At 65.5% G+C, this 25,873-nt stretch carries 28 protein-coding genes; 8 read left to right on the forward strand and 20 right to left on the reverse strand.

The genetic code is table 11. The features are described 5' to 3' along the window. Positions 1-177 precede the first annotated feature (177 nt). Positions 178-378 carry a type II toxin-antitoxin system Phd/YefM family antitoxin gene (locus tag ACAG21_RS12460; protein WP_370496424.1) on the forward strand — a complete coding sequence of 67 codons (201 nt, stop codon included), beginning with the start codon at positions 178-180 and terminating at the stop codon, positions 376-378. A gap of 108 nt (positions 379-486) precedes the next feature. Next, positions 487-1,815 (forward strand): acyltransferase, encoded by a 1,329-nt coding sequence (locus ACAG21_RS12465; protein WP_370496425.1) that lies wholly within the window; start codon positions 487-489, stop codon positions 1,813-1,815. A 59-nt stretch (positions 1,816-1,874) separates the two neighbouring features. On the opposite strand, the gene ACAG21_RS12470 is transcribed toward ACAG21_RS12465, so the two are convergent. Continuing rightward, positions 1,875-2,525, reverse strand: coding sequence for a TetR/AcrR family transcriptional regulator (locus ACAG21_RS12470; RefSeq protein ID WP_370496426.1), 651 nt, complete (start codon positions 2,523-2,525; stop codon positions 1,875-1,877). Positions 2,526-2,607: 82 nt separating this feature from the next. On the opposite strand from ACAG21_RS12470, the gene ACAG21_RS12475 reads away from it, so the two are divergent. From ACAG21_RS12475 to ACAG21_RS12485, 3 genes are read left to right on the forward strand one after another with little or no spacing between them, the layout of a single operon-like run. Then, positions 2,608-3,741 carry a VOC family protein gene (locus ACAG21_RS12475; protein WP_370496427.1) on the forward strand — a complete coding sequence of 378 codons (1,134 nt, stop codon included), beginning with the start codon at positions 2,608-2,610 and terminating at the stop codon, positions 3,739-3,741. After that, positions 3,738-4,673, forward strand: coding sequence for a fumarylacetoacetate hydrolase family protein (locus tag ACAG21_RS12480; RefSeq protein WP_370496428.1), 936 nt, complete (start codon positions 3,738-3,740; stop codon positions 4,671-4,673). The genes ACAG21_RS12475 and ACAG21_RS12480 overlap by 4 nt, the downstream gene beginning before the upstream one ends. Then, positions 4,670-6,229: a bifunctional 3-(3-hydroxy-phenyl)propionate/3-hydroxycinnamic acid hydroxylase gene (locus ACAG21_RS12485; RefSeq protein WP_370496429.1), complete on the forward strand. Its 1,560-nt coding sequence runs from the start codon at positions 4,670-4,672 to the stop codon at positions 6,227-6,229. Before ACAG21_RS12480 ends, ACAG21_RS12485 begins: the two co-directional genes overlap by 4 nt. Here ACAG21_RS12485 and ACAG21_RS12490 read toward each other — a convergent pair. The 9 genes from ACAG21_RS12490 to ACAG21_RS12530 all read right to left on the reverse strand — a co-directional run bounded on the left by ACAG21_RS12490 (position 6,201) and on the right by ACAG21_RS12530 (position 14,998). Next, the gene (locus ACAG21_RS12490) at positions 6,201-7,097 is read right to left on the reverse strand and encodes a universal stress protein (protein WP_370496431.1); all 897 of its coding nucleotides are present in this window, start codon (positions 7,095-7,097) and stop codon (positions 6,201-6,203) included. The genes ACAG21_RS12485 and ACAG21_RS12490 overlap by 29 nt on opposite strands. Positions 7,098-7,245: 148 nt before the next feature. Further along, a complete protein-coding gene (locus ACAG21_RS12495; protein ID WP_370496432.1) occupies positions 7,246-7,515 on the reverse strand; it encodes a hypothetical protein in 270 nt (89 codons plus the stop codon). Continuing rightward, positions 7,512-8,126 (reverse strand): RNA polymerase sigma factor, encoded by a 615-nt coding sequence (locus ACAG21_RS12500; protein ID WP_370496433.1) that lies wholly within the window; start codon positions 8,124-8,126, stop codon positions 7,512-7,514. The genes ACAG21_RS12495 and ACAG21_RS12500 overlap by 4 nt, the downstream gene beginning before the upstream one ends. 10 nt (positions 8,127-8,136) lie before the next feature. After that, positions 8,137-9,204 (reverse strand): acyl-CoA dehydrogenase, encoded by a 1,068-nt coding sequence (locus ACAG21_RS12505; RefSeq protein ID WP_370496434.1) that lies wholly within the window; start codon positions 9,202-9,204, stop codon positions 8,137-8,139. 32 nt (positions 9,205-9,236) lie between these two features. Next, positions 9,237-9,761, reverse strand: coding sequence for an OsmC family protein (locus ACAG21_RS12510; RefSeq protein ID WP_370496435.1), 525 nt, complete (start codon positions 9,759-9,761; stop codon positions 9,237-9,239). Positions 9,762-9,924: 163 nt separating this feature from the next. Then, a complete protein-coding gene (gene efeB, locus ACAG21_RS12515; protein WP_370496436.1) occupies positions 9,925-11,238 on the reverse strand; it encodes an iron uptake transporter deferrochelatase/peroxidase subunit in 1,314 nt (437 codons plus the stop codon). Between the two features lie 2 nt (positions 11,239-11,240). Beyond that, positions 11,241-12,455: an iron uptake system protein EfeO gene (efeO, locus tag ACAG21_RS12520; protein ID WP_370496437.1), complete on the reverse strand. Its 1,215-nt coding sequence runs from the start codon at positions 12,453-12,455 to the stop codon at positions 11,241-11,243. A gap of 7 nt (positions 12,456-12,462) precedes the next feature. After that, a complete protein-coding gene (efeU, locus tag ACAG21_RS12525; protein ID WP_370496630.1) occupies positions 12,463-14,073 on the reverse strand; it encodes an iron uptake transporter permease EfeU in 1,611 nt (536 codons plus the stop codon). A gap of 91 nt (positions 14,074-14,164) precedes the next feature. After that, entirely contained in the window at positions 14,165-14,998 is an 834-nt protein-coding gene (locus ACAG21_RS12530; RefSeq protein WP_370496438.1) for a DUF3097 domain-containing protein, read from the reverse strand. Between the two features lie 194 nt (positions 14,999-15,192). Here ACAG21_RS12530 and ACAG21_RS12535 point away from each other — a divergent pair, with 194 nt between their 5' ends. Continuing rightward, positions 15,193-15,480, forward strand: a complete 288-nt coding sequence (locus tag ACAG21_RS12535; protein WP_370496439.1) for a DUF3349 domain-containing protein — start codon at positions 15,193-15,195, stop codon at positions 15,478-15,480. Here ACAG21_RS12535 and ACAG21_RS12540 read toward each other — a convergent pair. Genes ACAG21_RS12540 through ACAG21_RS12565 form a run of 6 tightly spaced genes read right to left on the reverse strand, consistent with a single transcriptional unit; the run spans position 15,477 to position 21,626 of the window. Continuing rightward, on the reverse strand, positions 15,477-16,433 hold the full coding sequence (locus ACAG21_RS12540) for a patatin-like phospholipase family protein (protein WP_370496441.1): 957 nt from the start codon (positions 16,431-16,433) through the stop codon (positions 15,477-15,479). The two genes, ACAG21_RS12535 and ACAG21_RS12540, sit on opposite strands and share 4 nt — an antisense overlap. Then, positions 16,430-17,500 carry an ABC transporter ATP-binding protein gene (locus ACAG21_RS12545; RefSeq protein WP_370496442.1) on the reverse strand — a complete coding sequence of 357 codons (1,071 nt, stop codon included), beginning with the start codon at positions 17,498-17,500 and terminating at the stop codon, positions 16,430-16,432. Before ACAG21_RS12545 ends, ACAG21_RS12540 begins: the two co-directional genes overlap by 4 nt. Before the next feature lie 3 nt (positions 17,501-17,503). Continuing rightward, a complete protein-coding gene (locus tag ACAG21_RS12550; RefSeq protein ID WP_370496443.1) occupies positions 17,504-18,346 on the reverse strand; it encodes a carbohydrate ABC transporter permease in 843 nt (280 codons plus the stop codon). Beyond that, positions 18,333-19,295: a carbohydrate ABC transporter permease gene (locus tag ACAG21_RS12555; RefSeq protein WP_370496445.1), complete on the reverse strand. Its 963-nt coding sequence runs from the start codon at positions 19,293-19,295 to the stop codon at positions 18,333-18,335. Before ACAG21_RS12555 ends, ACAG21_RS12550 begins: the two co-directional genes overlap by 14 nt. Beyond that, a complete protein-coding gene (locus ACAG21_RS12560; RefSeq protein ID WP_370496446.1) occupies positions 19,292-20,617 on the reverse strand; it encodes a sugar ABC transporter substrate-binding protein in 1,326 nt (441 codons plus the stop codon). The genes ACAG21_RS12555 and ACAG21_RS12560 overlap by 4 nt, the downstream gene beginning before the upstream one ends. Continuing rightward, positions 20,607-21,626, reverse strand: a complete 1,020-nt coding sequence (locus ACAG21_RS12565) for a sigma-70 family RNA polymerase sigma factor (protein ID WP_370496447.1) — start codon at positions 21,624-21,626, stop codon at positions 20,607-20,609. The genes ACAG21_RS12560 and ACAG21_RS12565 overlap by 11 nt, the downstream gene beginning before the upstream one ends. A gap of 186 nt (positions 21,627-21,812) precedes the next feature. Between ACAG21_RS12565 and ACAG21_RS12570 the strand changes: the two genes are divergently transcribed. Beyond that, entirely contained in the window at positions 21,813-22,169 is a 357-nt protein-coding gene (locus ACAG21_RS12570; protein ID WP_370496448.1) for a DoxX family protein, read from the forward strand. Here ACAG21_RS12570 and ACAG21_RS12575 read toward each other — a convergent pair. The 3 genes from ACAG21_RS12575 to pncA form a co-directional block, all read right to left on the reverse strand. Then, positions 22,166-22,804 (reverse strand): hypothetical protein, encoded by a 639-nt coding sequence (locus ACAG21_RS12575; protein ID WP_370496449.1) that lies wholly within the window; start codon positions 22,802-22,804, stop codon positions 22,166-22,168. The genes ACAG21_RS12570 and ACAG21_RS12575 overlap by 4 nt on opposite strands. 157 nt (positions 22,805-22,961) lie before the next feature. Continuing rightward, positions 22,962-23,762, reverse strand: a complete 801-nt coding sequence (locus tag ACAG21_RS12580) for a ketosteroid isomerase family protein (protein ID WP_370496451.1) — start codon at positions 23,760-23,762, stop codon at positions 22,962-22,964. Beyond that, positions 23,762-24,322 (reverse strand): pyrazinamidase PncA, encoded by a 561-nt coding sequence (pncA, locus tag ACAG21_RS12585; RefSeq protein WP_370496452.1) that lies wholly within the window; start codon positions 24,320-24,322, stop codon positions 23,762-23,764. The genes ACAG21_RS12580 and pncA overlap by 1 nt, the downstream gene beginning before the upstream one ends. Positions 24,323-24,394: 72 nt before the next feature. On the opposite strand from pncA, the gene ACAG21_RS12590 reads away from it, so the two are divergent. Further along, positions 24,395-25,411: a DoxX family membrane protein gene (locus ACAG21_RS12590; protein WP_370496453.1), complete on the forward strand. Its 1,017-nt coding sequence runs from the start codon at positions 24,395-24,397 to the stop codon at positions 25,409-25,411. On the opposite strand, the gene ACAG21_RS12595 is transcribed toward ACAG21_RS12590, so the two are convergent. Continuing rightward, positions 25,386-25,868: a gluconokinase gene (locus tag ACAG21_RS12595; RefSeq protein WP_370496631.1), complete on the reverse strand. Its 483-nt coding sequence runs from the start codon at positions 25,866-25,868 to the stop codon at positions 25,386-25,388. The two genes, ACAG21_RS12590 and ACAG21_RS12595, sit on opposite strands and share 26 nt — an antisense overlap. Positions 25,869-25,873: the final 5 nt, after the last annotated feature.

Here is a 25,873-nt window from a genome sequence, read left to right on the forward strand (position 1 = left end):
CCGATTCCCGCACGATCCGCCAAGGTCGTAGCACCGGACGCCGGCGGCTGGGTCGGGCTGGACGAACTGCGAACGCGCGCCGGGCGGTGCCTGGACCGGGTGGCAGCCGGGGAGACGCTTTGTGTCGTCCGAGGCGGCAGGTTGCTGGCACGGATCGTGCCGGCGGACCATCCGAGGATGACCCCGACCACGGCGGACGCTGGTCGACGGATCGAACTCGGCGAACTGCGAAAGCGTGCGGGGCGCTATTTCGACAAGGTTGCCGCCGGGCAGACGATCGAGGTCGTCCGTGGCGGCAAGCTGGTTGCCCAGATCGTGTCAGCCGCTGGCGACACCGCCGCGGGGGCCGAATCGCGGGAGCTGCGCCACGCGCTCTGAAAATCGGCTCGCCGCAACCAGCTAATTTCCACCAGCTGATCTCCGCTGTGGTTTGACCTCGAACAGGTACCGTGGCGCTGTGTATCCGCTCGAGCTTCGCGCGACCTGATGGACCAGGCAAACACCACGCGTCCGGACCGCAATCTGGCAGTGGATTACTACCGCGTCTCGGGCGTGATCCTGATCGTGCTGGGACACTGGCTGGCCGGATCCGTGACCTACCATGACGGTCAATTCGGACGACAGAATCCACTCGTCGACATGCCCTGGACGCAGTGGCTGACCTGGCCGTTCCAGGCGGTCCCAGTGTTCTTCCTGGTGGCCGGTTATGCCGGTGCGGTGTCCTGGACACATCACCGCGAGAGCGGCGGGGTGTCGCGCCAGGCCTGGCTTCGGCGCCGGCTCGCGCGAGTTCTGGGTCCGACCGTGGTGTACGTCGCGCTGGTGTCGGCGATCGTGGTGGCTGCGGCGGCCTACGGTGTCGGCGGTTCGCTACTGGAATATGCGGGCTGGGCGGTAGCGATGCACTTGTGGTTCCTCGCCGTTTACGTCTTAGTGGTTTCGCTGACCCCGATTGCGATTGCCGCACAACGCCGTTGGGGGCTGTGGGTGCCGGTAGTGGTCGCTGTGGCAGTCACCGTGGTGGACACCACGTTGAAGCGGGGGCCGTTGCACGACCTCGGCTGGCTGAACTACTTGTTCTGTTGGGGAACCCTGTATCTGCTCGGCATCGCTTGGCATGGTGGGCTATTGGCCGGCCGGAGGCCCCTGCTGCTCGCCACCGGATCTGCTGTGGCCCTTGCCCTCCTGATCTGGCTGGCGGGCTATCCGGTCAGCATGATCGGCGTACCCGGCCAAGCCGTGCAGAACACCTCACCGCCGACGGTCGCCATGCTCGCATTCGGCTGCGCGCAGGCCGGACTCGCGATGGCAGCCGCCCCGGCGCTCAATCGCATCCTGCGCGGGGGCACGATCCAACGGGTGCTCGCCGTCGGCAACAACAACGTGATGGCCCTCTATCTGTGGCACATGATTCCCGTCGTGATCGTGGCCCTCGTCGGTTACCCGGCCGGATTGTTGATGCAACCCGCGGAGGGCACGGCCCAGTGGTGGCTGGGCCGGCTGCAATGGGTTGCCATTCTGGGACTCGTGACGGCGGTCGAGATGGTGCTGTTGTGGTGGGGAAGGCGCCTGTTCGCCGCTCCACTCCCCCTGCTCGGCATTCCGCTGCCGCAGCGCTGGGCCGAACCGCTCATGTTGCTGGGAGCCGTGCTTGCCGCATACGGCCTTGAGTTCGTCGCCGCCGACGGGTTCGCCCCGGACGGGCACTTTGCCCGGATTACGGTCGCGGTCTTCGCGGTCGGCGCGCTCCTGGTGGCGCTTCGTCCCAAACAGGTCAGCCCACGTCCCGCGGCGCCCGCGTCGACGACAGGTTGAGCGCCGGAACGCGGCATGCGCGGCTTGTTCCCGCCGCCATGATCCCGATTACGGCTGATCTACCCCTGGCTGAAAGCGTCGGGCAGCGGACGCCGACAGACTTCGCGGGCCTCGTCGGCCCCCAACCCGAACAGGCGCAGCACATTTTCGGTGACGGTGTCGGCCGCACGCGCGTCGTCGCGGCCCGGGTCGTCGCGCAGCAGCTTTCCGAGGCCGAGCAATGCGCCGCCGGCCATGGCGAGGGCGAGTTCCGGGTCGTCGATGTCGAACCTGCCCGCATCGACGCCGGCCTTGATATCGCGCAGCGCCCGGGGAGCCAGGCCGCGGTCGGACGACAGTAGTGCGGGACCATGCGCCAGCAGAATCTCGCTCTCCTGGGGACGCTGACGAAAGAGCCGACCGGTCAGCCGGAAACTGGCGGCGAAGGTTTCCGCCGGATCCTCGATCGATTCGGTCAGCCGATCCAGCATCGCCCCGTAGGCATCGAGTACGTCGGCGACCGCCGCCGCGAACAACTCCTCCTTGGTGTCGAAGTGGTTGTAAAAGGAACCCATTCCGACGTCGGCGGCCTGGGTGATCTCGAGCACCGGCACGTTGAGTTTGCCCTCGGCGATCAACCGCTGCGCCGCCTGGATCAGCGCTGCCCGGGTGCGCTGCTTGCGTCGCGCCAGCCGATTGGGCGGGTCGGCTTCCTCAGGCATCGCGCTCATCTCACAAAGCATGCATCACTTTTGAGGATTTCGTCAGAAGCCTTGACTGAGCATTGTCTCGTATGTGACGATTTCGTCAGTTATGTTTTCTCAAGCCAGCACCACGCACCGGGATCTGCACAGCGAGCAGGGCGCACTCCCGGGGGAGCCCAGCGGCCGGTCCCGGGACCCGGTGATCAAGGTCGTCGACATCGCGTGGCTCGAGTTCGAGAAGCCGGACCTGCCCCGCTCCGAGGCATTCGCGCGTGCCTTCGGGTTTGAATCGGCACAGCGCAGCCCGGACGAAATTCAGCTCCGTGGTACCCGGGCGGGCGCACCATGTGTGATCGTGCGACGCGGACCCCGAACCCGGTTCACCGGCGCGGCCTTTCGGGCCGGTGACGAGGCCGACGTGCTGCGCCTGGCCGACGCGTGCGGCACCCGCGCGCGGCCGCTGCCGGATTCCCTCGGCGGCGTGACGGTCGACTTGATCGACCCCAGCGGCATGCCGGTCCGCGTGGTCGCCGGCATGCACGAGCTGCCGGAACTACCGAGCCAGCAACCCCACACATTCAACTTCGGAGACCACCCGCAGCGGATCAACACCGGCCAGCGCCCGGCGCGGGTGCCCGCCCGAGTGCAACGGTTGGGTCACCTGGTGCTGCAGACCACGAAATACGTCGAAACCCTGAATTGGTATCTGGACAATCTGGGGATGGTCGTCAGCGACTTCCTGTTCTTTCCAGGGCAGCGCGAGCGCGGACCGACCATGAGCTTCATCCGGTGCGATCGAGGAGCGACCCCCGCCGATCACCACACACTGGCGATGGCTCTGGGTCCGGCGAACCGCTACGTCCATTCCGCTTATCAGGTCAGCGATCTCGATGCCCTGGCCGCGGGCGGCGAATACCTGCGTGAGTGTGGCTACTTCCGGTCGTGGGGCATCGGCAGGCACATCCAGGGCAGCCAGATCTTCGACTATTGGCGCGATCCCGACGGCTTTCTGGTCGAGCACTTTGCCGACGGCGACCTGTTCGACAACACCGTCGAGCCCGGCTGGGCGCCGTTGCGCGCCTCCGGCCTGGCCCAGTGGGGTCCGGCGGCGACCAGAGACTTTTTGGGAACTGATCTGAAATCAGCTCGCCACGAAATGGTTTCGATGATCACCGCGCTGCGCACCCGCAACGAGTTCGATATCAGCCGCCTCATCGGCCTACTGAAAGTACCCACATCATGACCGTTTCCGTCCTTCGTACTGCCGACGCCTGGTGGCTCAAAACCGGGACGGGTGCGGCGAAGATCGACACCGCGGCGACGACGACGAGCGCGCTGCTGGCGGATCGGGCGGCAATCGAAGCCGCCGCAAACGCCGACACCGTGCCGGTAGCCGACCTCCCGTTGCTCTCGCCGGTGACCCGGCCGTGCCGAGTAGTCGCTCAAATGACCAACTTTGAGTCACACGTCCGGGACGCGGGCATGGACCCGGCATCGGTCCCGCTGACGTTCTTTCGCAAGGCCTCGGCATCGATCACCGGTCCGTTCGACGAGATCGTCAAACCGCCACATGTTCAGCTGCTCGACTACGAGGTGGAAATCGGGTTGGTAATCGGGCGCGCAATCCCGGTCGGCACCACCATTTCCGAGGCGAACTTGGCCGATTTCATCGCCGGATTGGTGGTCGCCAATGATGTTTCGGCCCGCGACGTGCAGCTTCCGCAAACCCAGTTCTACGAGGCCAAGTCGTATCCGACGTTCACCCCGGTCGGACCGGAGCTGGTGTTGCTGACGGCCGACGAGCTCGCCCGCTTCGGCGATCTGCGGCTGCGGCTGAGCGTCAACGGCGTCGAACGTCAGAACGCGCTGGTCGACGGGGACATGTTGTATCGGCCGCTGCAAGCTCTGCAGTCACTCACCCAGTTCCAGGAACTCGCCCCGGGCGACTTGGTGCTCACCGGCACCCCGGCCGGCACCGCGCTCAGCGCTCCACCCAAGCCGCTGGCGATGATCGGGAACCTGCTGCCGACCTCCCTCAAGTGGAAGGTGTTCTTCAGTCGGCAGGCCGGCAACCCGAATTATCTGCGACACGGTGACATCGTCGAGGCGTCGGTCGCCACCGATGACGGAGCCATCGACCTCGGGGCACAGCGCAACGCAGTCCGATTCGCGTGAGCGCTAAGGCAATTCGGCGCGTTCCCGTCGTGATCGTCGGCGCCGGACCCACCGGCATCACCGCCGCCACACTGTTGGCGCAGTACGGCATCGACAACCTGATCCTCGATCGTTGGCGCGGCGTCTATCAACAACCACGCGCCGTTCATCTGGACGACGAGATATACCGCATCATCGCCCGGCTCGGCATCGCCGACGAGTTCGCCGCTATCTCGCGGCCGACGCTGGGCTTGCGATTGCTCGACGGTCGTCTACGCGTACTCGCCGAGTTCACTCGCGACACCGCCCGCAGCCGCAATGGATTTCCGCAGGCCAACATGTTCGACCAACCGGAGTTGGAAGCACTACTACGGGTAAACCTCAAGCGGAACCCACAGGCTCAGCTGCGCGGCGACGCCGAGGTTACCGATGTGACCGACACCGGCGAATACGTGCGCGTCACCTTCACCGACCGCACCGACGGCACCGTGCACCAGGTCGATACCGACTACCTGCTGGGTTGCGACGGAGCCAACAGCCTGGTGCGCGCCCAAATAGGCTCAGCTATCAAGGATTTGAACTTCGAACAGCGGTGGCTGGTCGTCGATGTCGCCACCGAGGCCGATCTGCACCAGTGGGAAGGCGTGCATCAGGTGTGCGATCCGACGCGCGCGGGAACCTACATGCGCATCGGAGCGTCACGCTACCGCTGGGAGTTTCAGTTGCTCGACGGCGAATGTGCCGACCAATTCGGCACTTTGACCGCTTTGCGGCCACTGATCGCACCTTGGACCACCGGCGTCGAGGACCACGAACTGGCGCTGCTGCGCGTCACGGAGTACACGTTTCGCGCCCAGATTGCCGAGCGCTGGCGCCGGGGCAACATCTTCATCCTCGGCGACGCGGCGCACCTCACTCCCCCGTTTATCGGCCAGGGCATGGGAGCCGGGGTGCGCGACGCGATGAATCTCGCCTGGAAGATCGCCGGAGTTCACCATGGCAACCTTGCTCCGGCCGTTCTGGATACCTATGAGCAGGAACGTAAACCGCATACCCGAAGCCTGATTCGGTTGGCGCTCAACGTCGGTCGTGCGATGACTGGCGGCGCCCGAATAGGCAATGCGCTACGCCGCATGGTGCTGCCCCGGCTGCGGCTGATCCCTGGTCTGCGTGACAAGGTGGTCGACTCCACCACGCCGGCACTATCTTCTTCCGCGCTGGTGTACAGATCACGCCGATCCGGCCGCCTCGCCGGCACGCTATGCCCGAACCCGCGGCTGGGCGACGATCAGCGGCTCGACGAGGTGTTAGGAAGCGGCTTCGGCCTGATCACCACCCGCAGCCCGAACGCCGCCGATGAAGCCGCGCTCACACAGCGCGGCTTCACCGTGCTGGTTGCCCAGCCAGGCGACGAACTTGCGAGCTGGCTGCGCGAAGGCCACGCTACGACGGCACTAGTCCGCCCGGATGGGACGGTTATGCGCGCGGGGCGCAACGTCGACGCGCTGTGCGCATGGGCAAGTGGCGTCGTCAATGGACGATTCGGGCCTACGCCTGCGTCGGCCGCGCAACGATGACCGGTACCAACACCGAATGCAGGACGGTATTGCTGACCGAGCCCAAGATCAGGCCGGTGAGACCACCGCGGCCGTGACTGCCCACCACCACCAGCTGCGCTTCTAGAGACTTTGTCTGTTGAATGATTTGTTGGGCCGGCAGATCCCGAGCCAGGAGACGGCGCACGGTGACATCGGGATATTGTTCGTGCCAACCGGCGAGCCTTTCGGTGAGACTGCGCTCGGCCTCGGCCTCTACCGACTCCCAGTCGAATGCGGGAAGTTCGAGGATTGCGACGTCACTCCATGCGTGCAGCGCGACCAGGTCGACTCCCCGGTGAGACGCTTGATCGAACGCGATCGCCGTGGCGAGTTCCGACGCCGGCGAACCGTCGATTCCCACCAGAACGGGGCCGTGCTGCGGGTCCGGCACGTCTTCGTCGCGGATGACCGCGACCGGGCACTTAGCGTGGCGCACCACGGTTGAACTGACCGAACCGAGCACACCGCGCGCCAGCAGCCCGCGGCCCGAGCTGCCGACGACGATCATCTCGGCGTCGTCGGACATCTTGATCAGGGCCAGCGCCGGAGTCGAGTAGACAAACTCCTTGGTGATGGTGACGTTACGGCCTGCCGGGATCGCCTCCTCGGCCAACTTGTAAGCGTGAGCGAGTTGCTGGCGGCAATCATCTTCCAGCTTCACCAACAAAGAGTCGGGGTAGGGAACGGGAGGCCAAGTAGTGGTGGGAGTCACCACCGCGTGGAAAAGGGTCAGCGGAATGTTGTGCATCGCCGCGTCGCGGGCCGCCCAGACAACAGCGGTGTCCGAGGCGGGTGAACCATCGACCGCGACAACGATACCGAGTGGTTTGACAGGTGCTGCCGACATTTCGTATTCCTTTCGTCAGGAATAACGCTATTGACCGGCGGGGTGTCGGTCGTGGGGCTTTGGTCCCCAACCACCGGGACTTCAGGACCTTCGCGAGGGGGCCGCGGATTGACCGGTCGCCGTCCCGTCGCGGCGCCCGGGTGCCGAACTATCCGCGTTGGCTGTCCTTGAACGTGTTGATTGCGTTGACGACTCCGGCGATGTGGTCCTCGCTGAGCTTCTCCCCGTCAAAGACGTGATTGAGCAGAACCTTCAGGTCGGCCATCTGTTGCAGATAAACCAGACACGGCGGGCAATCCTCGAGGTGTTTGACCACGATCGGACCCCACTGGTCGGCACTAGAGTCGACCAGGTCGTCGACCAGCCGGACGAAATCGACGCAGTCGATGGCGGGAACTGTGTTGTCGTGGACGGTCATTGGCGGTACCACTTCTCTAGTTCATTACGGAGGTTGCCCCGCGCGCGGTACAGGAGTGCGCGCTGTCCCTCGGCGGAAAGGTCGAGTATCGCGGCCGCCTCTTCGGCCGACGTGCCGACGAGGTCACGCAGGATGACGAGTTGCCGCTGCCGTGCCGGCAGCGCGTCCAGCGCCGCCCGTACGTAGCCGATCAGCTCCCGGGCCACGGTGCGGTCCTCCGGCAGAAAGCGCCGAGACGGCGGGTCATTCCAATGCCCGGCGTCGGGATGGCCGGCGGGATGCATCCGGCCGGACAGCGGGTCGGTCTCGGTGGCGGACAGCACCTCGTGGTCACGAATCCGGGATTCGCGGCGGCGATGCCGCGAGGCGGTGTTCTTGACGATTGCGAACAACCAGGTCCCCACCGAGGAGCGCCCTTCGAACGAAGCGGACGACTGCAAAACCTGCACCCACGCCTCCTGCACCGCTTCTTCGGCTACCGTCGTCGAATCCACCATCGTGCGAGCGAAATTCACCATCGGCCGGTGAAAGTCGCGGACCAAACTGGCCAGCGGAATCCCACCGACCAGATGCGCAGTGTCCTCCGGAGGCACCACCGCCGGGCTCACCATCGGCCCGAACTCAAGCGCATCTACCTAGTTCCCAGCGCAATTGCGCCTCCGACGGCGATTGCACCGGGATGAACGCCGCCTCCCGGTAGCGGCGACTCGCGGAGGTCCGGCTCGCATATCCTTTGCCACCGGCGGTGCGGATTTCTAAATTAGCACTGGCACTGGATAATTCAGCAGCGGCAAGGCGCAGCGACAGCAGTTCGCGCTTCGACGGCGAGTTCGCCCCGCCGACCGCACCGGCCATCTCGGCCAGCGTGGTCGCCGCCGCCGCGAGCTTGTCAGCGATGGCGTCGACCTCGGCGGTGAACACCGAGTTGACCCCGGTGAGCCCGAGCTTGCTCTGCTCGACAGTGGTCCTGGTCAGCCCCAGGCACATCGCCGATTGCAGCACGAGAAATGTCGGCCGCACATTCTGCAGAAACGCGTCAAAGTCATTGGACAGCAACTGTTCCGAACTCACATATGCGTTGTTCAACGTCAGATATGACGACGCCGTGCTCCCCAGGGCCAACAGGTCGAAGTGGTCACCGACAGTAACGCCCGGCGTATCCAGCCGGAGCGCCACGATCAACCTCTCGCCCGCATCGGTGCGTGCCGCGGTCACCATCGTCGAGTCGGGATAGAGATTGCTGGCCCACCTGATCGAACCGTTCAGCCGGTATCCACCATCGACCGCTTCCGCGGTCAGATCGAGGGCGCCGCAACCGGCCGCCTCCTTGAATGCCGACGCCATTGCGGTCACTCCCAGCGTGGTCCCGGCCAGCAGCGACTGGGCCGCTGCGAGACTGAATGGCGTTGCGGCGGTGAGCAGATACTCCAGCGTCATGCGATGGGCCCACATCGAGAATCCCGTGCTCATGCACTCCCCGGAGATGAGGCCGATGACGTCGGCCATCTGCGGGAGCCGCCCATCGGCGTTTCCCGGGGCACCGAGGCCGAGCAGGCCGGCCGCACCCAGCCGGGTGAAGCTGCGGCGCGAGGTTTCCTCGCCGCGGTCCAGTGCGCTCGCATGGGCACGAATGTCGGCCAGCAGCTGTGGATCTATCCGCTCGACTGCGGCATCCACGGTTGAGGTCAAGGCAGCGACTCCTGTTCGGTGTGTTTCGAGGACTAATCGACGACCAGGGTCGAGTCGACGCTCGCCGGGCGTCTGAATGTGTTCACCACCGGCGACCAGGCGATGGCGTTGTCGTGGATCTGCCTGAGCGTCTCGTCGTCGGTGTCACCGGCCAACGCCACCTTGCAGCGGACCGCGGTGAAGCCGAGCACTTTGCCGTCCGGGGTGTCGCCGACTCCCCACACCGCGGAGATGTCGATGTCGCCTTCCATCTCGACCTCAATCTTGGTGAGCGTCACGCCGCGGTGAGTAGCGTTGGCCAACAGCCCGACCGAGATGCAGGACCCCAAGGCGGCCAGGGCGGTCTCGGAAGGGTTGGGCGCGGAGTCGTCGCCCAGCAGTGCCGGTGGTTCCCCGACGAGCAGTGGTGCGAGGTCGCGCACGTAGGTCATGTTGCGAAACCCGGCTTCACACACCGTTTTGGCCTTCAGGGTCTTCTTGCCGGTGGTGGGGTCCGCCTTGGCATTACAGGACAGCCGGTCGAGCCCTTCCGCGTCGATGACGAGCGCATCGGTCATGGAGTTCCTCCGTTTCTCACTGATTTTGGTCTCCCCCGGGTTAGTGCTCGGCGGACGCCCGTGCGTGACGGCGGGTCGGTTTGATTTACCGGACCGACGCGAGATTTCACCCGCCCTTAACGGCCGTCGCCCCCGGTGACCGGTAAGCCAGGGCGAGATTTGCTCAGTCGAACAGACTTTGGGCGATGTAGTGGCCTTCTGCGGGCGCGGGTGGAATTGCGAAGATAGCTGAACCGATGTGACGGATGTACTCGTTGAGTAGGTCGTTGGCGCCCAGCCGGTTCTGCAAACGAATAAAATCTTGCGGATCTTTTTGATACGAGATGAACAGCAGTCCGGCGTTCAGTTGGCCGTTGGGGTCCAGGCCGTCGGTGTAGTTGTACGAGCGGCGGCGGATCATGATGCCGTCATTGTTTTCCCGGGCGGCCAAGCCGACGTGTGAGCGCGGATCGATCAGCGGTTCGCCGTCGGCGCCTTTGGCGGCGAAGTTCGGCGCGTCGAATTCGGCTTTGCCGCTCAGCGGCGCTCCGTCCTGCTTGGTACGGCCGAAGATCTTCTGCTGGTTGCCGATCCGGTCGACGTCCCATGTCTCGAGCAGCATCCGGATCTTGCGGACCACCTGATAGGTGCCTCCGTTCATCCACGACTGGTCGCTGTTGTCGACCCAGACGAACCGGTCGTACTCCGCCTCGGTGGCGACGTTGCGGGTACCGTCCTTGAATCCCAACAGGTTTCGGGGGGTCTGCTGACCGGGGCCGGCCGAGGCTCGGCCGAAGCCCAGCACCGCCCAGAACGGCGACACGATGTTGCGGCCGAGGCGGGCCAGATTACGCACCGCGTGGTAGCAGACCTGCGGGTCGTCGGCGCAGGCTTGCACCGACAGATCGCCACCGTGCAGCCTCGGATCGAGGTTGTCCCCGTTGAGCGGCGGCAGATCAGTGAATACCGCCGGACGCCGCGCGGCAAGACCGAACCGATCACCGAACAGCGACGGCCCCAATCCGATCGTGACGGTGAGACTGGCGGGACTCAGCCCGTAGGCCTCCCCGGTGTCGGTGGGAGGCTGCACCTCGACCTGCGGCTGGACCGTGCCGACGGGCTTACCCTGCTGCAGCACCGCCACCGCGGCCGACCAGCGCGCCAATAGCCCCTGGACATCGGCGCGAGCCGCGGCCGAAGCCAACGAGAACGACATGAAGACGGCGTAACGCTGTGGGAGCGTGGCGATTCCGCCCTGATGCACCTGGCCGTAAAAGGGATAGCTACGGCGCATGTCCACGATGTCGTCTCCAGCATCCGAGCCGCCGTGGTGTGCTGTCGCGGACGCATAGCCGGCGAACCCGCCGCCGACGGCGCCGATCGCGGTCCCGGTGAGACCGGCCAGCATCGCGCCGCCGAGCATCCGCCGCCGTGATACCGACACGTTATCGGCCGGGGTCTCGGCGCCGTCTGGTTCGGCCAGTTCGTCGTCAGCCATGATCAGTTGGCGGAGACCACTTTTTGGGCGACCATGGACAGGCTCTGGTGCAGTGGCTGAATCACCGCGGTCAGTTTCGGCGCATCGCTGCCCTGCAGTGCCGGAGTGTATGTCCGGTAGCCGCCCAGCGCGGCCGGGTCGCGGTAGCCGTCCAGCACGCCCAGCACCGCACGGAACTGCTGGTCGATCTGACTGACCAAGTTGGCGTCGATCTTCTCCAAGCCCGGCCGAAGCGAAGCGTAAGCCTGTTGGGCACCTTCGACATTGCCCGAAAAGTCAACCAGGTCAATGTGACTGAATGCCTCTTCTTCGCCGGTGATCTTGGTGTTCTGCACCTCTTCGATCAAATCACTTGCTCCGTTTGCCAAATCCTCCGGTTTGTATTGCAAGCCGGAGACCACATCTTTCAATTTTCCTACGTTACCGACCAATTCGGTGCTCAACGCCTTGGTGCCGGGCGTGATCGCGTTACCCTGCCATAGGTCGCGCTCAATGGCGTGGAAGCCCTTCCACCCAACCTTGGCGTCCACCGGAGTGGAAGCGCGCATGTCGATCAGATAGTCCAGGCTGCCCGCGTTGTCGCCGACCGCGAAACCCGGCAGGACGAAGCCTTCGACGGAGGATTCCGCGCGTTCATAGAACAGGCGGGCTTTGGCGTAGGCCGCCCTGGCGGCGTCAAGGTTGCCGGACTGGATGACGGCATCGAGTGCTTTTACTTGGTCACTGAGCTGGCCGATCTGAGTCACGATGTAGGTCGCGTAGTCCTTGGTGCCCTGTCCCAGGATGCTCGCCACCGTGCCGGTCGGCCCCGCGGGCGCCTGACCGGTGACCGTCAGAGTTTGGTATTCCGCACTCGCTCCGGGGCAATACAGCTGATACGAGCCGCCGTCCAGGGTGACGGTAAACGACACCGGGTTCAGTCCGGGTGCGAGGTTCTCCTTCTCGCCAACGATGCGCTGATCTCGGAGCAACTCCATCTCGCTGATGCCCGGCGCGCTGGTGTTGACGACGGTGAAGGTCACCGGACCCGCCGGCACGCTGGTGGTGTCCAGCACGCAACCGTCTTTTCCACCGCTGTTGGCCATCGTTACTTTGACAGCGTTGTTCCCGCCGGCTGGACTGGCTTGTCGAGACGGCGGGGGGCCGGAGGCTGGATTCGAGTGATGGCAGCCAGCCGCGGCCAGGACCGTAACGACAACCAAAGTCGGCGCGGTCAACCAGAATTCACGAGACCGCGACCTTGCCCGGGCGGTGCGATTCGCTATCACTCGTTTTCCTCTCCTGTTGGCCGCGCGCGTCGCTGCGCATCGAGATTATGGCGCCAAGGGCATAAGCCAGCGCAAAGCAGGCCAGTACCAACGGGAGCCAGACCCGCCATAACTGTCGGTCGGCGTTTTTCTGGGTCCCTGCGGCGATTTGGGCGGCGGTCGACTGATCTTCGGCGGCGGTGGTCGACCAGTCTGTTGGTAGCCCACCAAGACTGACGGTCTTGGCCCCGGTCAACCCACCGCCGGTCAAGATCGCCGTGCGGTTGCTCGTCGCTTGCGCACTGATCACGGAATCGCCCTGTGTAAGAACGGTATACGCGGTAGTCGTCGCCCATTGCCCGACAAACGGCCCCGGGGTGCGGCCAGCCGTGAGACCGACCGGCAGCCGGCCCCCCGCCATGCTGCGCAACTGATCCAGCGTGACAGCCGGCGCACCATCGGCGCCGGCGGGCTCGGAAGCTTGCCATGCCTGGACCGCCAAGCCGTCCACGGTTTGGTCGTCCGCCGGGATCAGCGCAATGCTGCGACCGGTCGGGACGCCGTCGGCGGTGACAATTAATTCGCGCCCGTGCGGCCCGGTCGTGATCGACACCCGGGCCGTGTGCCCGGAGTGGTCGATGACGGTGCGCACCCGCGCGCTGGGCGACGAGCTACCGGCGGGCGCCATCGTCGCCATCGCCGCCGCGATGATGACCAGCACCGCCGCGGCGGCCAGCTGTAGCCGGGAGCGGCTTCGCGGCGTCGCGGCCAGGTGCGTGGGCCACAGGAAGGCGACGAGCACGGGCACCGCGTACAGCAGCCAGCCCAGCACCTCGATGAGGCGCGGGTCGGTGGGGATGCCGAACACGCCGGCGAGCAACGCGCCCAGCACGGACTGGCTCGGTACCCAGGACGAGAAGTCGAGCACCTGCTGCTGGCCGATGCTCACCCAGCCCGCCTCGTGTGCGGTGCGCAGCGCGCCCAGCACCAGTCCGGCGGCAATCAGCACCAGGAACACCCCGGTGATTCGGAAGAAGCGGCCGAGATTGAGCTTCAGACCGCCGAAGTACAGACCGACACCCAGCACGATCGATGCCCCGAGCCCGACCCCGCCACCCAGCACGGCGAACCATCGGTTGCCGTGCGACGTCTGTGCGGCCGCCAGCAGGAAGACCGATGTCTCGAAGCCTTCCTTGAGCACGGCGAGGAACGCCATCGCGACGAGCGCCAACGCGCCGCCACGGTTGAGTGCCTGTTGGGCTTCGCGCTCGAGTTCGCCTTTGAGCCGCCTGGAGTTGCGGTTCATCCAGATGATCATCGAGGTCACGAACACCACGGCGATGGCGTTGATGACCGTCTCCATCATCTCCTGCTGGGCCTGTGGAAGCGTCGCCGAGAACAGATCCAGACCGACGCCTACCGCGACGCTGATCAGCACCGCCAAGGCCACACCGACAAACATCGGGCGGGTCGACTGCCCATTTCGCTTGAGGAAGGCCGCAACGATGCTCACGATGAGCGTCGCCTCCAGCCCTTCGCGCAGGCCGATGAGGAACGTGCCGAGGAAAACGCCGAATACGCCTTGCATGCGTCCGATTCCCATCCCGTGGATCGGGACCTTCGACTTAGCCTAACCTAACCTGCCGTCGCGATTAAGAGCGCTGGCACTTCCGTCCGCGTCAGCGACCGGGCTCGGTCACGAAGTCGATGAGTTCTTCGACTTTGCTGATCAGCGCCGGTTCCAGGTCGTTCCAGTCCCGCACCCGCGACCGGATGCGCTGCCACGCCCGGGCGATGTCGGCCTGGTTGGCGTGCGGCAATCGAAGCGCCTGGCACACACCGTGCTTCCATTCGACGTGCCGCGGCACCTCGGGCCAGGCCGCCAGGCCGAGCCGCTGCGGCTTCACCGCCTGCCAGATGTCGACATAGGGATGGCCGACGACCAACGTGTCCGGCCCGCCGGGTCCCCGGCGCACCGCCTCGGCAATGCGTGCCTCTTTCGAACCCGTGACGAGGTGGTCGACGAGAACCCCGAGCCGGCGCCCCGGACCGGGAGCGAACTCGGCCACGATGCCCACCAAATCGTCGATGCCACCGAGATGCTCGACGACGACACCTTCGATACGCAGGTCCTCGCCCCAGACCTGTGCAATGAGTTCCGCGTCGTGACGGCCTTCGACGTAGATCCGGCTGGCACGCGCGACGCGGGCGCGAGCGCCCGGTACCGCGACGGATCCGGAGGCGGTACGGCTCGCCGCGGCCGGCGCCACGCGGCGCGGCTCGGTGAGGATCACCGGACGCCCCTCCAGCAGGTATCCGGGCCCCAGTGGAAAGCCACGGACGTGGCCATGCCGGTCTTCGAGGTCGATGCGTCCGTACTCGACCCGCACCACCGCACCGACGTAACCGGTCTCGACATCTTCGACAACAAGTCCCAGGTCGGCAGGGTGTTCGGTCGAGCGTGGCTTGCGCCGACCGGCGGCCAGCACATCGGTTCCGTAGCGATCCATCACGCGGGCAATACTAGGAACGCCCGCGGCCGAAATCGGTGATCGGCGCGCCCATGGGCACCTCCCGACGGGCATAAACAAAGCGGCAAGATCGGCGCCGAACCCGTAAGGACCGCGTTGTCTCACCCGCGAAAGAGCGCTTTGCTGCTACGTTACTTAGGTGCGCCTTGCGCGCAGCAGTTGATGAGGTGGAAGCAATGGGGATTGCCGGCCTGGTATCGAAGGCTGTCGCGTTTTTGCGCGCCGGCTACCCGACCGCGGCGCCGGAGCACGGCTACGTGCCGCTGCTGGCGCTGCTGCGCCGTCGCGTCACCGATGACGAAATCACCACCATCACAAGTGAATTCATGGCGCGCAAAGCAGCGCCGGTCAGCATCGTCGATGTCGGAGTCGCGATCTTTCGGATCACGAACGAGGTGCCCTCGCTGGACGACATCGCGCGCGTCGAGCAAAGGCTCGATGCGATGGGGTGCGCACGGCGTTAATCCTGTTCGATCGGGCCGCCGCAGGCCGCCAGATAGTCGGCATAATTCCAGGTCTTAAAAAATTCCTGGCCCGCGACCAATCCGCGCTGGTAGAGAGCGTCGCGCTGCGCGGCGGTGATGTCGAAGTCGATCGGGCTGACCTCGTCGGCGGGCACGAAGATGGTGCGTCGCACCGTGCATGGATCGTCGATGTAGGCGTTGTCCTGATTGCTCACCAGCGTCTCTATCGCCGCGATGCCCAACGACACCGGCCCGTGCACCGGATGCGTGGGCGGAATGCCCGGCCGCGCCGATAGCCGGATGCCGAACGTCGGCCACCGCGGCTGAGCCCGGTCGAACAGCTCCACCGGAAAGCTCGACAACAAGCCGCCGTCGACCCAAGTTGCGCCGCCCACTCGGACCGGTTCGAACACGTAGGGAATAGCCGCCGAGGCGTGCACCGCGCGTGCCACGGAGAAGTCGTTCGGGTCGATTCCGTACGAGTCAAGGTCCCACGGAATGCGCACCAGCCGGCGCCGGGACAGATCGCTGGCGGTGACGACCAGTGACCACGCGAATTGTTCGGGTTCTTCACCGGTGCGCAGGTCGCCGAAGGTCCGCACACCAAGGTCGGCCAGCAGTCCGGCCAGCAGGTGTTCGAGATAGGCGCCGCGGTACACCCCGTCCGAAACCAGCAATGACAGTCCACCACCGATCAGCGGAACATGCCCGATCAGGTTGCGGTCCAGGAACTTTCGGTAGTCCAGCGAACGCATGATCTCGGCGAGCCGGCTGAGTGGTTCGCCCGCCGCCTGCAGGGCCGCCACCAGCGACGCGACGATCGCGCCCGCGCTCGTCCCGGCCACCCGAGGGAACCGGTAACCGGCCGCAGACAGCGCGTCCACCGCCCCCACCAGGCCGATACCTCGGACGCCGCCGCCCTCGCAGACCAGATCGACGGGCTGCGAGCTCATGAGATCCGCTCGCCGTCGATCCCGAAGAAGTGCACATGTCCGGGCTCCGGATGCAACCGCACCCGGCTGCCCTTCTGGGGCGGATTGCGCCCATCGGCGCGAGCGACGACGTCTTGGTCGATTGCCTTCGCGGAGTCGGTAATCCGGCCGTAGAGGTAGGCGTCGGCCCCGAGTTCCTCGACGACGTCGACCTCCATCTCGACACCGAGGCCGCCCAGCTCAAAGTGCTCCGGCCGGACACCGACTACGATCTCGCTCGCACTGTTGGCAATCCCACGCGGCAGCTGGATCGGCCAATCCCCCAGCGACACAGCGGAATCAATGATCGGCAGAGTAAACAGGTTCATTGCCGGTGACCCGATGAATCCGGCCACAAACACGTTGGCGGGGTTGCGGTAGAGCTCGCGTGGCGCCGCGAATTGCTGCAGCACGCCGTCGCGCAGCACCGCCACGCGGTCCCCCATCGTCATGGCCTCGACCTGGTCGTGGGTGACGTAAACGGTCGTGGTCTGAAGCCGTCGCTGTAGCGCGGCGATCTGATTGCGGGTTTGCACCCGGAGTTTGGCATCGAGATTTGACAGCGGCTCGTCCATCAGAAACACGTGCGGGCGCCGCACGATCGCGCGTCCCATCGCCACCCGCTGGCGTTGCCCGCCGGAGAGGTCCTTGGGTTTGCGATCCAGATATGGTTCCAGATCAAGCAGTTTCGCAGCGGCGAGCACCCGATCCGTGATTTCGGCCTTGGAGGTTTTCGCGATCTTCAACGCGAAGCCCATGTTCTGAGCGACCGTCATATGCGGGTACAACGCGTAGTTTTGGAACACCATCGCCACGTCGCGATCCTTGGGGTCGACATGGGTTACGTCGCGCTCACCGATGCGGACGCATCCGGCGTCCAGCGTTTCCAGTCCGGCGACCATCCGCAACGAAGTCGTCTTGCCGCATCCCGACGGCCCGACCAGGACGACGAACTCGCCGTCGCCGACAAACAGGTCGAGGCCGTCCAAGGCTGGGCGATCCGCGCCCGGGAAGTGTCGTGTCGCCTGCTCCCAACTCACTGACGCCACGATTCACCCACCCAGCCCGGTCACGGCGATGCCGCGCACGAAGGAACGCTGCGCGACCGCATAGATGATCACCAGCGGCACCATGATGATGATCGAGGCAGCCATGATGATCGGCCAGCGGGCAACGTACTCTCCCCGCAGCCGCACCAGGCCGAGCGTCAGCGTGGCCAGGCTGTTGCGCTGAATCATCAACAGCGGCCACAAAAAGTCGTTCCAGACGTTGACCCAGGTGAGTACGGCAAGCACCATCACCGCCGGCCTGGCATGGGGCAACAGAATCCTCCAGTAGATCTGCCACGGCGTGCAACCGTCGAGGATCGCGGCTTCCTCCAGATCCGCGGGCAGCGTCTGGAAGAACTGCCGCATCAGGTAGGTGCCGAACGCACTGCCGAACAGGCCGGGCACAATCATCGCCCAGGGCGTATCAACCCAGCCCGCCGTCCGCATCAAGATGAACTGCGGAATCACCGTCACTGTCAGCGGTACCATCAGCGTCCCCAGGTACAACACGAACAGCGTGTCGCGGCCCCGGAATTGCAGTCGCGCGAAGGCATATCCGGCCAGCGAGCAAAAGAACACCTGTCCCGCGGTCACGCATCCGGCGTACAGCACGGTATTGAAAAACATTCGCCAGAACGGCATCACATTGAACACCTCGGCGTAGTTCGACCACCTCGGGTGGGACGGCAGCAGCTTCGCCTCGCTGATCTCGCCCTCCCTCTTCAGCGAACCCGACACCGCCCAGGCGACCGGGAAAAGCCAGCACCAGGCGATGGTGATCAGCAGCGTGTAGACCACCACGGCGCGAAAAGCACTGCGCTTGAACACTCCCTCAGCTAAGGCCACGCGAAGCCTCCCACGATCGCCGATGCGTCAGCCGCAACTGCACCAGGGTCAATACCAGCAAGATCGCGAACATCACCCAGGCCAGCGCCGAGGCGTACCCGAATTCCAAGAATGAGAAAGCGTGCTGGAACAGCATGATGCCCAGCACATAGGTCGATGTCTCCGGGCCGCCATTGGAACCATTGAGAACGTAGACCATGTCAAACGCCTGAAACGCGTGGATGATTGAGATGACGACGACGAACGACACCGAGCCGCGGATCAGCGGCACCGTGATCGACCAGAACTGCCGTATCTCGCCGGCACCATCGATTTTCGCTGCCTCGTAGACGGTTTGCGGCACGCCTTGCATTGCGGCCAGCAGAATGACGGTCGCGAACGGCACACTGCGCCACACGGCGACCACGCAGAGCGAGGCCATCGCCCAATTGGGGTCGACGAGCCACGGGACCGGACCGAGTCCCACCCAGCCGAGCATGATGTTGAGCAGCCCGTTGTCGGTGTTGAAGACGAACTGCCAGACGACCGCCAGCACCACTGAGGAGATCGCCAGGGGCATGAAGACGATTGTCCGAACGATGGCTATGCCCTTGGCTTTCCGATTCAGCACGGCCGCCACGATGAGACTGATGACGACCGTCGGTATGACCGTTCCGACAGTGAAGACCAGGGTGTTGCGGATCGCGATGAGGAACAACGGGTCTGACGTGAAGAGGTCTTCGAAGTTCTTGAGGCCCACGAACTTTGGCGGCCTGAACACGTCCCACTGCTGAAAGCTCATGTACAGCGAGAACCCGAGCGGAAACAGCATGAACACCGCGACCGCGGCCAGGTTGGGCGCGACGAACAAGCGTCCCGCCCAGGCTCGCCGCCGTGACGGATACGGACCCTGGGGACGGCGTTTCGTGGCGGCCGGGATGCGCACGGCTGATCTGTTGACCGATGTCATGGGTTGCGCAGCACCTCGTCAACTGCGACCGACAACCCGGTCAGCGATGTCGCGGGGCGCGAGCCGCGCAGGACTGGTCCCATGTTGCGATCCATCAGCGCAACGACCTTTTCCCAGGCCGGGGTGACGGGCAGGGGTTCGGAATAAGCGGGTCCTTCGGTAAGCACCGTGAGATTGCGAATCCTCTGATGGGCTTTGGCGAAACCGTCCGAGGCAAGCACGGATCGCAACACAGGCACGAACAGGCAGGATTGGGCGATGATCGCTTGACCCACGGGACCGCAGGCGAACTTGACGAATTGCCATGCCTGGTCCTGGTGTCGGCTGCTCGCCGAGACGGACAGTCCGGTGGTGCCGATGTTGGAGCAAGCGCTGTGTCCGCTGGGCAACGATGGCCCCACCGGTAGCGGCGCAACGTCGAAATCCAAGCCGTCTGCGCGAATGAAGGTCTGGTATCGCCAGTGACCGCCCAGCGCCATGGCCGCCTTGCCCGCGGCGAACAGATCTGGCGTCGACATCGATTGCACCTCGGACGCATTCGGTGCCACCTTGTGTTTGTTGGCGAGGTCGGCGTAGAACTGCACGGCCTCCATGAAAGCCGGGTTGTCGAAATTGAAATGGGTCGGATTCCGAATCGGCGTCGACCACGGTACGCCGTTGTTCATCGCGAACAATCCGGCCGAGTAGTACGAGACAAAGGTGTTGACGAAACCCCACTGCGTGACGCGTCCCGATCCGTCCCGCTTGGTCAAGGCCTTGGCCGTGTCCAGGAATTCGGCGAACGTCCACGTCTTGTCCCACGACGCGGGTGGGGGCGCCACGCCGGCGTCGGCGAATAGCCGCGTGTTGTAAAACAGGAAGTTTCCCGACCACTGCTCCGGAAAAGCCGATTGCTGATCGTTGAACGTGAAGGTGTCATAGAGCGGCCCAACGCTGTCCGCCTTGAGCTGGGCGGCGAAGGCCTGATCGCGCGCCAATCGGTCGTTCAAGTCGAGCAACACCCCCCGGGCGGCCAATTCGGCATAGCTCAGGTCCCACGTCTGCAGCACATCCGGGCATTTGCCACCCGCGCAGAACGTGGACAACTGCTGCATCACTCCGGGCCCAGACCGCACCGCCCGAACCTTGATGTCGGGGTGGCGGCGTTCGAACTCGGCGACGACACGCAGGCGGGCGGCGGCCTCGTCCGGGTTGGCGGCGAAGAAAAACGTCAACGCGTCGTCGTCGGAAGCACACCCGCCGGCCCACGGCACCAGCGCCGCAGCCGTAAGCGCGCCGGCGCCCCGCATCAAACTGCGCCGTCCGAACGGCTTATCGGGCATCGTGCTCCCGTTCTCGCCCCGTCGCCGACGCCCCCGCCGGCCGTATCCCATGTCCTTGGTACCCGATGGGGCTGGGATATGTCTGAGACGGCCAATGCGCCAGGGCGAGTTCGGCCCGCCGCGGACCGCCGCCGTCGGCGGTGATGTCGATGGTGTGAATGCGGTTGTCGCCGCCGATCTCGAGCTGCAGCAGAATCTGCGGGCGCCCGCGCGGCGCGATCACGATGCCTGGCGACCCGTCGATCAACATGACCACGCCCGCCTGCGCACGCCGCGCGAATCGACGCGTCTCCTCGGCGACCTCGCGGGCCCCGCGAACCTGCAAGGCCACTGCCTCAGATCCAGGGTCGGGAACCAACACGCGATCGACCCTGCGCACCACATCGGGGGCCAGCAGCTCGAGCAGCGTGGCGATATCACCGCCGCGGGATGCCGTCAGAAACGCTTCGACGACCTCGAGGTGCGCGGCGAGGCGGCGGGGTTGGGCGGGCGAGCCACCCTGCAGTCGCAAACGGGCCCGACTCGCCAGCTTCTTCGCGGCGGTCGGTGACCTGCCCAGCACGTCGCCGATCGTCTCGAACGGCACGGCGAACACATCGTGCAGCACGAACGCGACTCGCTGCGCCGGCGACAGGCGATCGAGCACCACCAGCATCGCGGTGCCGACCGAGTCGGCCAGCAGCGCGTCCTCGTCCGCCGCCGCCGACGCAGCCGTCAGCCGGTCGAATTCGTGTGGGTCGGCCACCGGCTGCTCGGCGCGGCGCTTTCGCGCGCGCAGCTGATCGAACGCCTCGTGTGCGGTGATCGTGGTGAACCAACCGGTCAGGTTGCCGACATCGCCGACGCCGTGGGCCCGGCTGGCCTTCAGCCACGCGGACTGCACCGCGTCGTCGGCATCCGCGGTCGAGCCGAGCAGCCGATACGCCACCGCCCGCAAGTGCTGGCGATCGGCGTCGAACCGCTGCGCCAGATCGGCGAGGTCCACTGGATTTTCGGTTGTTGCATTCACTGGGTCACCTTTTCCGCACGGGAGTCGTCAAGAAGATGACCGCATCGATCGAGCTCTTTGCATCACAGAGAACAACACCATGGACCCTACCGATTGTGCGCCGCGGCGGGCACCGCAGCCACCGGGCTCGCCGCAGCGGAACTAGCTGCACCACAACGGTTTGAACGAAGGAAGGACCTGATCGGCATGCACGTCGCATACCTGGTGATTACCGTGATCACCGTGATCGCCACCGGCGGGATCGCCGTCGCCGACCTCATCCCGGCGAAATTCGTGCTGGCGAACTCGGCCGAGGTCGGCGTGCCTCGTTCGTGGCTACCGGCGTTGGCGTTGACGAAGCTGGCCGGGGCCGTTGGACTGGTCGCCGGGCTGGTCGGTCTGCCGGCGTTAGGTATCGCGGCCGCTGCTGGCCTGGTGCTGTTCTTCATCGGGGCGGTGCTGACTCACGTCAGGGCACACGTCTTGTACAACATCGCCTTTCCGGGCGCGTTCCTGTGCCTGTCCGCGGCGTCACTGGCGCTGCTGGTGAGTGTCCGCTACTAGCTGGTCATGCGGCTCTTGACCGCGTCGTCCTGCTTCTTGGCCACATCCATCACGAAGTCCTGCGGAGCGGCGTCGTTGGGCCCGCTGTCGAACTCCAGGTCGACGATGACCTTGCCCTCGGAGAACACCACGTAGGTCACCGATTTGGTGTTATCGGGCGACGGCCCGACCACCATGACTCCGTTGGTTCCCACCGCGAATGGCTGCGGGGCACCGGTGACGTATTTGCCCAGGGAGGCTGGGCGGTCCTTGGCGCCTTGGGCGGCCGACGCCGCGTCGGTAAACACGACGAGCAGATCGGTGATCGTGTGGGTCTTGGAGGTGTTGCTGAAGGTCACCGCCACCCCGGCCACGCCGCCGGGGTTCTGCTCCGGCGGACCTAAAGTCGTGTCGGCGCCGATGTCGGCGGCCGAGATCAGCAAATTGGAGTAGTCGGCCAGCGGCGCGGTTCCCGAAGGCGCCGCACTCGAAGCCGACGAGGACGCTGCCGAACTCGACGATGCCGCCGAGGTCGACGAGGACGTCGATGACGACGATGAAGAGGAAGATGACTTTTCATCTTTGCCACAGGCTGTCGTGACGGTCAGCAAGGCGGTGACCGCCACCCCAACGCCGACGGTTCGTATCACACTCATCGCTTGCCTCCGTTTCATGACAGCTATTTCTACGGCACCTATCAGGTTCTCGGCAATACATGCGACCATCCGGTACGCGGGGCCGAACGAGCGGCAGTGACCTGCGAACTCCGCCGTCGTTGCGGGCGGCGCTCATAGCGAGCCGATCAGGGCACGCTCAGGCCGGAAAATAGCGGACGTGATCGATCGCTGTGCCGCGTCGGCCCAGGTCGGCGAACATGATGCCGCGCCCGTGAGTCGAATTGAGCGAGACGGTGATCGTGGAACCCGCACCGATCATCTTGGTCCAGGTCGCTCCAGCGAGTTCCGCCGCGAATTCGGCGATGTCGAGCGGGTCAATGTCACCCAAAGTGATTGCGGCAGCAGGTGTTAGCGCGTGAGCCGCAGCCGGCGTATCGCCGCGCGAAACAGCGCCGAGGAATGTCTGCACCAGCCTCTTGTGCCGGGCGCCCGGCCGGCGAAAGCCGGTCATGAAGCCCGCAGTTCCAGGCAGCCCTTGGTTGTTGAGCAGATCTCGCGACAGTGCCACCGCGGGCGACACGGCCGACGACCCGGTCCGCAGGAACTGCAGCATCATCGCCGGTAGCTCCCAATACGCGCGCAGATGAGCAATCTGCCACTGACCGTTCGCTTCTCGCAGGTCGTAACGCAGGAACGCTGGTATATACATCGTGACGGCCGCACCCATCGACACCTCGAGTTCGAGGTCACGCAGCACGACGGTGCCGAAGACGATGTCGAGGTCGCGATGGAACTTGATCGCTCGCGGACCGATGAAGGTGTCGTAGAACTTCCCGATCTGGACCCCGCCCAGATGCGGTCGCGAGCCGACCGGGTCTTCGATGCGGCCGTCGTCGGTGAACAACCCCACCCAACCCGCGCGGTCGTGCGCGGCGGCCGCCCGGGGCGAGCGCTCCACCGCGGCCAACAGGGACTCGCGGTCCAGTGGCACCACCATCAAATGCCCTCGACCAATTCGATTCCGGCACTTCGCATCTCGGCCAGCGCCTGCGCGGCCGAACTCGGCGACACCGCCGCGGTCAGGTCCAGCAACACCCGGGTGCTCAAACCCTTGTGCGCCGCGTCCTCGGCGGTTCGCCGGACGCAGTGGTCGGTGGCAATGCCGACGATGTCGACTTCGTCGACGCCGCGCTGCCGCAACCACTCGAGCAGCGACGTCCCGCTCTCGTCGGCACCCTCGAAGCCGCTGTAGGCCGCCGCGTGGGCACCCTTGCGGAATACCGCCTCGATCGGCCGGGTGTCGAGGTCGGGGCGAAATTCCACGCCCGGACTCCCGGCGACGCAGTGCGGCGGCCAGGACGACGAGTAGTCGGGGTGGTCGGAGAAATGGTCGCCCGGGTCGATATGGAAATCCTTGGTGGCCACCACGTGTTGGTAGCCGGGCTCGCGGGCCAGATAGTCGTTGATGGCACCCGCCACTTCAGCGCCGCCGCTGACGGGCAGCGAGCCGCCCGCGCAAAAGTCGTTCTGCACGTCGACGATGATCAACGCTCGCACGCACTCCACCATATCGCCGTCAACTGCGGCCGAGTCGGTTTGTTTGCCGACTCCTCGGGTACACCCCCTGCCATGGTGATCCGCAGAATCGCACGTCCCCTCTTGTCGGTTGCCTTTATCGGCCAAGGAGTTGAATCCCTGCTTAATCCCAAGGCTGCGGCCGAAGCCGCGGCCCCCGCGGTGGATGGCCTGCAGGCGTTGCCGGACCAGGTGGCCCGCAGTATGCCCAACGACCCGCAAACGTTCGCCCAGATAACCGCCGGTGTTCAGATCGGCGGCGGGCTGCTGCTGGCCACCGGGAAAATGCCCCGCGTCGCGTCGGCCGTACTTGCCCTGACGGTGCTGCCGGCCAACTTCGGCTCGTACTCGTTCTGGAACGAGAGCGACCCGCAGCGCAAAGCCGAGCGACGCCGCGAGTTCCTGAAAGACCTGAGCCTGCTGGGTGGGCTGATGATCGCGTCCGCCGACACCGCCGGCAAGCCGTCGCTGGGATGGCGCGGCCGCAAGGCAGCCGAGCGTCTGTCCGACCGGGTGTCCTCGGTGCTGCCCGGGTCCGACGACACGTTGTTCGACGCCGACCTCGGCGAGCTCGGCGAAAAGATCGCGCACGGCCTGCACGTTGGCGCCGAACGCGGTCGTGAGCTGGCCAGCACAGCAGCCGAACGAAGCGCCCCCTACGCCGAGGCCGCCCTGGACCGCGGTCGCGAACTGGCCAGCACCGCTGCCGAGCGCGGCGCGCCGTACGCCGAGCTCGCCCTGGACCGCGGTCGGGAACTGGCCAGTGCCGCCGCCGAACGCGCCGAGCCGCTGGCCAAGAAGGCACGCAAGCGCGGCGAGCAGCTGGCCGACGAGGTGGCCGAGCGGGCAGAAAAGGCGCGCAGGCGCAGCGAAAAGCTGGCGGAAGAGGCCGCCGAGAAGGCCGGACCGCTGGCGAAGAAGGCGCGCAAGCGCAGCGAAAAGCTGGCCAAGAACGCGCGGGCGCGGGGCGAGGAATTCGCCGAATCCGCACGCACGCACGGCAACCAGTTGGCCGACGCGGCGCGCGACCGCGTCGGCGGGCAGGTCAAGACCCGTCGTCGTCCCTGGTAGCGGCCAGGAAGGTATCGACGATGGCGTCGACTCCTTGATCGATGTCGACGGTGACCCCGGGCTCGTCGGCCCCCAGCGGTTCCAACGTGTCAAGTTGGGACCGCAGCAACGCGGCCGGCATGAAGTGGTCCGACCTGGCCGCCAGCCGCGCACCGATCAATTTCGGTGAACCGCTCAGGTACAGGAACTCCACGCTCGGACACTGTGTCCGCAACCGGTCGCGATAGCTGCGTTTGAGCGCCGAGCAACTCGCTATGCCACCGGCACGGTGATCGGCCAGCCACTCCCCGACGCGTTCCAGCCACGGGTCGCGATCCTGGTCGGTAAGCGGCTGCCCGGCGGTCATCTTGGCCACGTTGGCCGGCGGATGCAGACTGTCGGCGTCGACGAAGGGCACCCGCAACCGCTGGGCGAGCGCGCGGCCCACTGTCGACTTGCCCGATCCGGAGACGCCCATCACCA

Source organism: Mycobacterium sp. pR1184, assembly GCF_041287235.1.
Taxonomy (GTDB): domain Bacteria; phylum Actinomycetota; class Actinomycetes; order Mycobacteriales; family Mycobacteriaceae; genus Mycobacterium.

Excerpts from the sequence above, each read along its gene's own strand:
- ACAG21_RS12595 (WP_370496631.1), bottom strand. The coding sequence starts at position 25,868 with ATGGGCGTCTCCGGATCGGGCAAGTCGACAGTGGGCCGCGCGCTCGCC.
- ACAG21_RS12480 (WP_370496428.1), top strand. The coding sequence starts at position 3,738 with ATGACCGTTTCCGTCCTTCGTACTGCCGACGCCTGGTGGCTCAAAACC.
- ACAG21_RS12555 (WP_370496445.1), bottom strand. The coding sequence starts at position 19,295 with ATGACATCGGTCAACAGATCAGCCGTGCGCATCCCGGCCGCCACGAAA.
- ACAG21_RS12460 (WP_370496424.1), top strand. The coding sequence starts at position 178 with ATGACCCCGACCACGGCGGACGCTGGTCGACGGATCGAACTCGGCGAA.
- ACAG21_RS12510 (WP_370496435.1), bottom strand. The coding sequence starts at position 9,761 with ATGACCGATGCGCTCGTCATCGACGCGGAAGGGCTCGACCGGCTGTCC.
- ACAG21_RS12590 (WP_370496453.1), top strand. The coding sequence starts at position 24,395 with ATGGTGATCCGCAGAATCGCACGTCCCCTCTTGTCGGTTGCCTTTATC.
- ACAG21_RS12575 (WP_370496449.1), bottom strand. The coding sequence starts at position 22,804 with ATGAGTGTGATACGAACCGTCGGCGTTGGGGTGGCGGTCACCGCCTTG.
- ACAG21_RS12540 (WP_370496441.1), bottom strand. The coding sequence starts at position 16,433 with ATGAGCTCGCAGCCCGTCGATCTGGTCTGCGAGGGCGGCGGCGTCCGA.
- ACAG21_RS12470 (WP_370496426.1), bottom strand. The coding sequence starts at position 2,525 with ATGAGCGCGATGCCTGAGGAAGCCGACCCGCCCAATCGGCTGGCGCGA.
- efeB (WP_370496436.1), bottom strand. The coding sequence starts at position 11,238 with ATGGCTGACGACGAACTGGCCGAACCAGACGGCGCCGAGACCCCGGCC.
- ACAG21_RS12465 (WP_370496425.1), top strand. The coding sequence starts at position 487 with ATGGACCAGGCAAACACCACGCGTCCGGACCGCAATCTGGCAGTGGAT.
- ACAG21_RS12500 (WP_370496433.1), bottom strand. The coding sequence starts at position 8,126 with ATGGTGAGCCCGGCGGTGGTGCCTCCGGAGGACACTGCGCATCTGGTC.
- ACAG21_RS12570 (WP_370496448.1), top strand. The coding sequence starts at position 21,813 with ATGCACGTCGCATACCTGGTGATTACCGTGATCACCGTGATCGCCACC.
- efeU (WP_370496630.1), bottom strand. The coding sequence starts at position 14,073 with ATGCAAGGCGTATTCGGCGTTTTCCTCGGCACGTTCCTCATCGGCCTG.
- ACAG21_RS12490 (WP_370496431.1), bottom strand. The coding sequence starts at position 7,097 with ATGTCGGCAGCACCTGTCAAACCACTCGGTATCGTTGTCGCGGTCGAT.
- ACAG21_RS12495 (WP_370496432.1), bottom strand. The coding sequence starts at position 7,515 with ATGACCGTCCACGACAACACAGTTCCCGCCATCGACTGCGTCGATTTC.
- ACAG21_RS12535 (WP_370496439.1), top strand. The coding sequence starts at position 15,193 with ATGGGGATTGCCGGCCTGGTATCGAAGGCTGTCGCGTTTTTGCGCGCC.
- ACAG21_RS12560 (WP_370496446.1), bottom strand. The coding sequence starts at position 20,617 with ATGCCCGATAAGCCGTTCGGACGGCGCAGTTTGATGCGGGGCGCCGGC.
- ACAG21_RS12475 (WP_370496427.1), top strand. The coding sequence starts at position 2,608 with ATGTTTTCTCAAGCCAGCACCACGCACCGGGATCTGCACAGCGAGCAG.
- ACAG21_RS12580 (WP_370496451.1), bottom strand. The coding sequence starts at position 23,762 with ATGGTGGTGCCACTGGACCGCGAGTCCCTGTTGGCCGCGGTGGAGCGC.